General features: G+C 71.0%; 6 protein-coding genes. 1 reads left to right on the top strand and 5 read right to left on the bottom strand.

Features of this window, described 5'->3' with window-relative positions; all coding sequences use genetic code 11:
• The 4 genes from AC30N0_RS04195 to hemA form a co-directional block, all read right to left on the bottom strand.
• Nucleotides 1–392 (bottom strand): hypothetical protein (locus tag AC30N0_RS04195; RefSeq protein ID WP_489516677.1); only part of this gene is annotated, 392 nt, incomplete at its 3' end.
• Between the two features lie 188 nt (nucleotides 393–580).
• Nucleotides 581–1414, bottom strand: coding sequence for a peptide chain release factor N(5)-glutamine methyltransferase (gene prmC, locus AC30N0_RS04190; protein WP_489516676.1), 834 nt, complete (start codon nucleotides 1412–1414; stop codon nucleotides 581–583).
• A complete protein-coding gene (gene prfA, locus AC30N0_RS04185; protein WP_489516675.1) occupies nucleotides 1411–2508 on the bottom strand; it encodes a peptide chain release factor 1 in 1098 nt (365 codons plus the stop codon). Before prfA ends, prmC begins: the two co-directional genes overlap by 4 nt.
• A gap of 63 nt (nucleotides 2509–2571) precedes the next feature.
• Nucleotides 2572–3855: a glutamyl-tRNA reductase gene (gene hemA, locus AC30N0_RS04180; protein WP_489516674.1), complete on the bottom strand. Its 1284-nt coding sequence runs from the start codon at nucleotides 3853–3855 to the stop codon at nucleotides 2572–2574.
• On the opposite strand from hemA, the gene AC30N0_RS04175 reads away from it, so the two are divergent.
• Nucleotides 3855–4181, top strand: a complete 327-nt coding sequence (locus tag AC30N0_RS04175; protein ID WP_489516673.1) for a hypothetical protein — start codon at nucleotides 3855–3857, stop codon at nucleotides 4179–4181. The two genes, hemA and AC30N0_RS04175, sit on opposite strands and share 1 nt — an antisense overlap.
• A gap of 27 nt (nucleotides 4182–4208) precedes the next feature.
• Here the strand turns inward: AC30N0_RS04175 and miaB are convergent, their stop codons facing one another.
• Nucleotides 4209–5495, bottom strand: coding sequence for a tRNA (N6-isopentenyl adenosine(37)-C2)-methylthiotransferase MiaB (gene miaB, locus AC30N0_RS04170; protein WP_489516672.1), 1287 nt, complete (start codon nucleotides 5493–5495; stop codon nucleotides 4209–4211).
• Between the last annotated feature and the right edge of the window lie 2 nt (nucleotides 5496–5497).

Genomic DNA, 5497 nt, shown 5'->3' with positions numbered 1-5497 from the left:
CCCACGCCGTGGTTGGCCAGGGTCGCGCACTCGGTGCCGTGCTGGTTGACGGCTGGGTCGTTGAGCTCCCCCCCGTGCATGGGCCGCCCCGCGCCCACGATGAGGCCGCTGGTCGCGCGGAAGCCGCGCGGCACCGGGTCGGCGCCGGGGGAACTGCGTCCGAAGTACACATCGCCCAGCAGGCCCACCGATGCGACCCGCAAGCCCATGCGTTCACTGGGTGCCAGCTCCGAACGCCAGCCCGGAGCAGCCGTGGACGGCAGGACTCGGGCCTGGAAACGGGCCCATGGCACCCGGTCGGGGTTGGCGACCAAGCCCTCGCCCGCGGCCAGCGCGGGTGTGCCGGCGAGCGTCGAGACGACGGCGGCGCAGACGGAAAGCAGGTATCGCATGACAGGCTCCTGGACGAACTCGGAGACGATTTCCGCGGCAGAGGGCCGCCGCAGAGGAATCCTACGACCAGGCCGCGACGAGCGTGTTGGGGTTGCGCTGCATCCGGCGGGATTTCGATGCAGCCCGAGGCATTTGCACGCCCGTTGAAAGGGCCTTTGCGACCGCGGGTGAAGCTTGTGACCGCCGGTTAAGCGGCATCGCCGGGCCGACGAGCGGCAGTCGCCCGCGGCGTGCCGGCGAGGTCGGCGCGGCTCTCGGCGTCGATGAGGCCGGCCCCGGCCATCCGGGAGCGAACCGCCGCCTGCTGATCGAAGCCGTGCTCGACGATCAGCCAGCCGCCCGGCTCCAGGTGACCGGCGGCGCCGTCGACGATGGCGTGCAGCGCCGCCAGACCGTCGGCTCCAGGGCTGAGCGCCGCGAGCGGCTCGTGCCGCAGAGCCGCCAGGTGCCTGTCGCCGGCGGCCACGTACGGTGGATTGGCGACGACGAGGTCGAAGCGCCGGCCGGCCAACGGCTGCCACCACGACCCGGCCACGAACTCCACCTTCAGGCCGAGTCGGGCGGCGTTGCCGGCGGCGACAGCCAGGGCAGCCGGACTGATGTCGGTGGCCGCGACGCGGGCGTCCGGGCGGCGGTGCTGGATCGCCACGGCGATGGCGCCGCTGCCGGTGCCGAGATCGGCCACCGCCGGCGCCGTGGCGTCCGCCATCTTCTCCAGGACCCAGTCGACCAGCAATTCCGTCTCCGGGCGCGGGACCAGCACGTCGGGGGTGACCTGCAAGCGGAGCCCGTGGAACTCCTTCTCGCCGAGGAGGTAGGCGAGAGGCTCGCCGGCCGCGCGACGGGCGAGCCAGGCCTGCCAGCGCGCCCGCTCGGCTGGCTGCAGCAGGCGATCCCCGTGCGCGATGACGCCGGTTCGGGTGCTGCCGAGAATGCGGGCGAGCAGGAGCTGGGCATCGAGCGTATCGACCCCCGCGCCGCGCGCCTCGCGCAGGGCCGCGTCGCAGCGGATGCCATTCATCCGTTGCCGCTCTCCAGCAGCGCCAGCTGCTCGGCGGCCTGGGCCGCCTGCAGAGCGGCGACGACCTCGCCGAGGTCGCCGTCGAGGATCGTCTGCAGCTTGTAGAGGGTGAGTCCGATCCGGTGGTCGGTGACGCGGCCCTGCGCGAAGTTGTAGGTGCGGATGCGGTCGCTGCGATCGCCCGTGCCGATCAGGCCCTTGCGCGTCGCGGCCTCCTTCGCCGCACGCTCGTTGCGCTCCTTGTCGCGCAGGCGGGCGGTGAGCACGGCCAGCGCCTTGGCCTTGTTGCGATGCTGCGACCGGTCGTCCTGGCACTCGGCGACGATGCCGGTCGGCAGGTGGGTGATGCGGATCGCGCTGTCGGTCTTGTTCACGTGCTGCCCGCCGGCGCCGCTGGCGCGGAAGGTGTCGATGCGCAGCTCGCTGGGGTCGAGCGTGATCTCCTCGGTCTCGTCGGGTTCGGGCAGGACGGCGACGGTGCAGGCGCTGGTGTGGATGCGTCCCTGCGTCTCGGTGACGGGAACGCGCTGGACCCGGTGGCCGCCGGATTCGAACTTCAGCGCGGCATAGACCGAGTCGCCCTCGATGCGCAGCACGAGCTCCTTGTAGCCGCCGAGGTCGCTCGCGCTCTCGGACATGATCTCGGTGCGCCAGCCTTGGCGTTCGGCGAATCGCAGGTACATCCTGGCGAGATCGGCGGCGAACAGGGCCGACTCGTCGCCTCCGGTGCCGGCGCGCACCTCGAGGAAGACGTTGCGCGAGTCGTCAGCATCGCGCGGCAGCAGGGCGGTCTGCAGTTCGGCGTCGAGGCGAGACAGTTCCGCGCCGGCGGCCTGGATCTCTTCCTGCGCCATGCCGGCCATCTCCGGGTCCGCGTCGGACTCGCGCAGGAGTTCGCCGGCGGCGTCGCGCTCGCGCTCCCGCCCTTCGTAGCGCCGGAAGAGGTCGACGAGGGCGCTGGCCTCGGCGTGCTCGCGACCGAGTTCACGGTAGCGCTTCATGTTCGAGGCGACGCCCGGATCGGCCAGCAGCGCCTCGAGCTCGCCGAGGCGCAGGGACAGGCGCTCGAGCTGCAGGCGGAGGGATGGTTTCATCGGTAGAGAAAGTGGAACGATTGAGGCGCGCCATCGAAGCGCGCGCGAGGGCCGGAGCCGCCGCTAGCGCTTGTCGTCGCCGTTGCCGCGTCCGCCCGAACGCAGGAACAGGCGCGACACGGTATCGGCGAGCCGGCCGCGCTCTTCTCCTTCGGCGGTACGCAGCTCGGCCAGGGTGCCGTGCAGCATTTTCTGGGTCAGCCCCCTGGACAAGGCCTCGAGCACGGTCTCGACGTTCTCGCCGCTGGCGAGAAGTCTGCGCGCGCGCGCGATCTCGAGCGAGCGCCAGTCGTCGGCCTGGGCATGCAGCGCCTGGATCAGCGGCGTCGAGCTGCGCCGGTCGAGCCATTGCACGAAGCTCTGGACGCCGCTCTCGATGATCACTTCGGCCTGGGCGACCGCGGCCTCCCGCTTCTCGCCAGCGGTCTGCACCAGGGCCGACAGGTCGTCGAGCGTGTACAGATAGACGTCCGAAAGACGGGCGACCTCGGGCTCGATGTCGCGCGGCACGGCCAGGTCGACCATCAGCATCGGTCGATGCCGACGCGCCTTCAGGGCCCGCTCGACGGCACCCAACCCGATGATCGGCAGGGAGCTGGCGGTGCACGAGACGACGACGTCGAACTCGGCCAGGCGCGCGGGCAGGTCGGCGAGCGGGATCGTCGACGCCGAGAAGCGGGCGGCGAGCGCCTCGGCCCGCTCGACGTTGCGATTCGCGATCGCCATCAGGCGAGGCTGGCGCGCGGCGAAGTGCGTCGCCGCCAGCTCGATCATCTCGCCGCTGCCGACGAAGAGGATGGTGGTCTCGCGCAGGTCCTCGAAGAGTTGCGCCGCCAGCCTGGCAGCGGCCGCCGCCATGCTGATCGAGTGGTTGCCGATCTCCGTCGAGGAGCGCACTTCCTTGGCGACGGCGAACGAGCGCTGGAACATCTGCTGCAGCGTGCTGCCGAGGGTGCCGGCGCTGTCCGCCTCGCGCACCGCGAGCTTGAGCTGGCCGAGGATCTGCGGCTCGCCCAAGACCATGGAATCGAGGCCGCTGGCGACGCGGAAGGCATGCCGTGCCGCCGACGGGCCCTGCAGCACGTACGCATGCGAGCGGAGCGTCCCGCTCGGCACGCCGCCCATCCCGGCGAGCCAGTCCACCGCCGGGTCGACGGCGCCGGCATCGGCCCCCATGTACACCTCGGTGCGGTTGCAGGTCGAGACGATCGCCACCTCCTCGACCCGCTCCAGCCGCGAGCGGAACGACTTCAAGGTCTCGGCGAGCTGCTGCGGCGCGAAGGCGAACCTGCCGCGCAGATCGAGCGGTGCGGTCGTGTGGTTGAGGCCCAGCGTGAACACGCTCATTGCCGGATTATAAAATTTGCCGGCAAACCGACGCGTTCATCCCTGTGCAAGCCACCCAAGCGCTCTGGCATCTGCTGGCATTTCTCGCACCGGCGCTGTTGCTGGGCGGTCTGTCCGCGGTAGCGGTTCGCGTCCTGTGGCGTCGGGACCTGGCGCGGCGCAGCCTGTGGCGGCTGTGGGCCGCGGCCAGCTTCGCCGCTGCCGCCGCTTCCCTGGTCGGGCTGATCGCCGCCGGCCACGACGGCGCGATGGCCACCTATGCAGCGATGGTGATCGCCTGCGCGCTCGCCTTGTGGTGGGCCGGGTTCCGCGTCCCGGGCCGCTGATCGAGAGACCGCTGCGACCGCATCGCGTCAGCAGTCGACGCGCACTCCGTGCAGGGAGTGCCCGCGCACCTCGGCGATGCGCACGTGGGCGATTTGTCCGACCCACGCCGCGGGCCCGGGCAGGTTGACAACCCGGTTGCACTCGGTGCGACCGGTCAGCTCGCCGGCGTCGCGGCGCGAAGGGCCTTCGAGCAGCACGCGCTGCACGGTGCCGACGCGCGACCTGCTGATGGCGTTGCCGCTCGCTTCGACCGCGTCCTGCAGGCGCTGCAGTCGGCCGAGCTTGACCGCCTGCGGCGTGTCGTCTGGGAGGGCCGCGGCCGGCGTCCCCGGGCGCGGACTGAAGACGAAGCTGAAGCTGTGGTCGAAGCCGACTTCCTCGATCAGGGTCAGGGTGCGGTCGAAATCGGCATCGGTCTCACCGGGGAAGCCGACGATGAAGTCGCTCGAGATCGAGATGCCCGGGCGCACGGCGCGCAGCTTGCGCACGGTGCTGCGGAACTCGAGCGTCGTGTAGCCGCGCTTCATCGCCGCCAGGATGCGGTCGCTGCCGTGCTGCACCGGCAAGTGCACGTGGCCGACGAGCTTGTCGATGCGAGCGTGGGCATCGACCAGACGCTGCCCGAATTCCTTCGGATGGCTGGTCGTGTAGCGGATGCGCTCGATGCCCGGCAACTCGGCGACATACTCCAGCAGCGTCGCGAAGTCGGCGGTCGCGGCGCCGGTGCGCATCGGAGCGCGGTAGGCGTTCACGTTCTGGCCGAGCAGGGTGACTTCGCGCACGCCCTGCGCGGCGAGCCCGGCGATCTCGACGAGGACGTCCTCGAACGGGCGCGACACCTCCTCGCCGCGGGTGTAGGGCACGACGCAGTAGGAGCAGTACTTGGAGCAGCCTTCCATGATCGACACGAACGCCGTCGGGCCCTTGGCGCCGGCCGGGGGGAGGTGGTCGAACTTCTCGATCTCGGGAAAGCTGATGTCCACCTGCGGCCGTGCTTCGGCACGGCGGCGCGCGATCATGGCCGGCAGCCGGTGCAGGGTCTGCGGACCGAAGACGAGGTCGACGTAGGGCGCGCGCGCGACGATGGCGGCGCCTTCCTGGCTCGCGACGCAGCCGCCGACGCCGATCAGCAGCCCGGGACGCCCGCGCTTCAGGTGTTTCACGCGCCCGAGATCGTGGAACACCTTCTCCTGTGCTTTCTCGCGCACCGAGCAGGTGTTGAAGAGGATGAGGTCGGCCTCCTCGACGTTGGCGGTGGGCTCGTAGCCCTCGGCGGCGTGCAGCACGTCGGCCATCTTGTCCGAGTCGTACACGT

It is taken from the genome of Rhizobacter sp., from assembly GCF_031412495.1.
Classification (GTDB): domain Bacteria; phylum Pseudomonadota; class Gammaproteobacteria; order Burkholderiales; family Burkholderiaceae_C; genus Schlegelella_A.
Note: the sequence above shows the minus strand (reverse complement) of the source record. Positions and strands in the feature narration are given on the sequence as shown.

What these genes read in the sequence shown, in the direction of transcription:
- prmC (WP_489516676.1), bottom strand. Translation starts at nt 1,414, where the DNA reads ATGAATGGCATCCGCTGCGACGCGGCCCTGCGCGAGGCGCGCGGCGCG.
- prfA (WP_489516675.1), bottom strand. Translation starts at nt 2,508, where the DNA reads ATGAAACCATCCCTCCGCCTGCAGCTCGAGCGCCTGTCCCTGCGCCTC.
- hemA (WP_489516674.1), bottom strand. Translation starts at nt 3,855, where the DNA reads ATGAGCGTGTTCACGCTGGGCCTCAACCACACGACCGCACCGCTCGAT.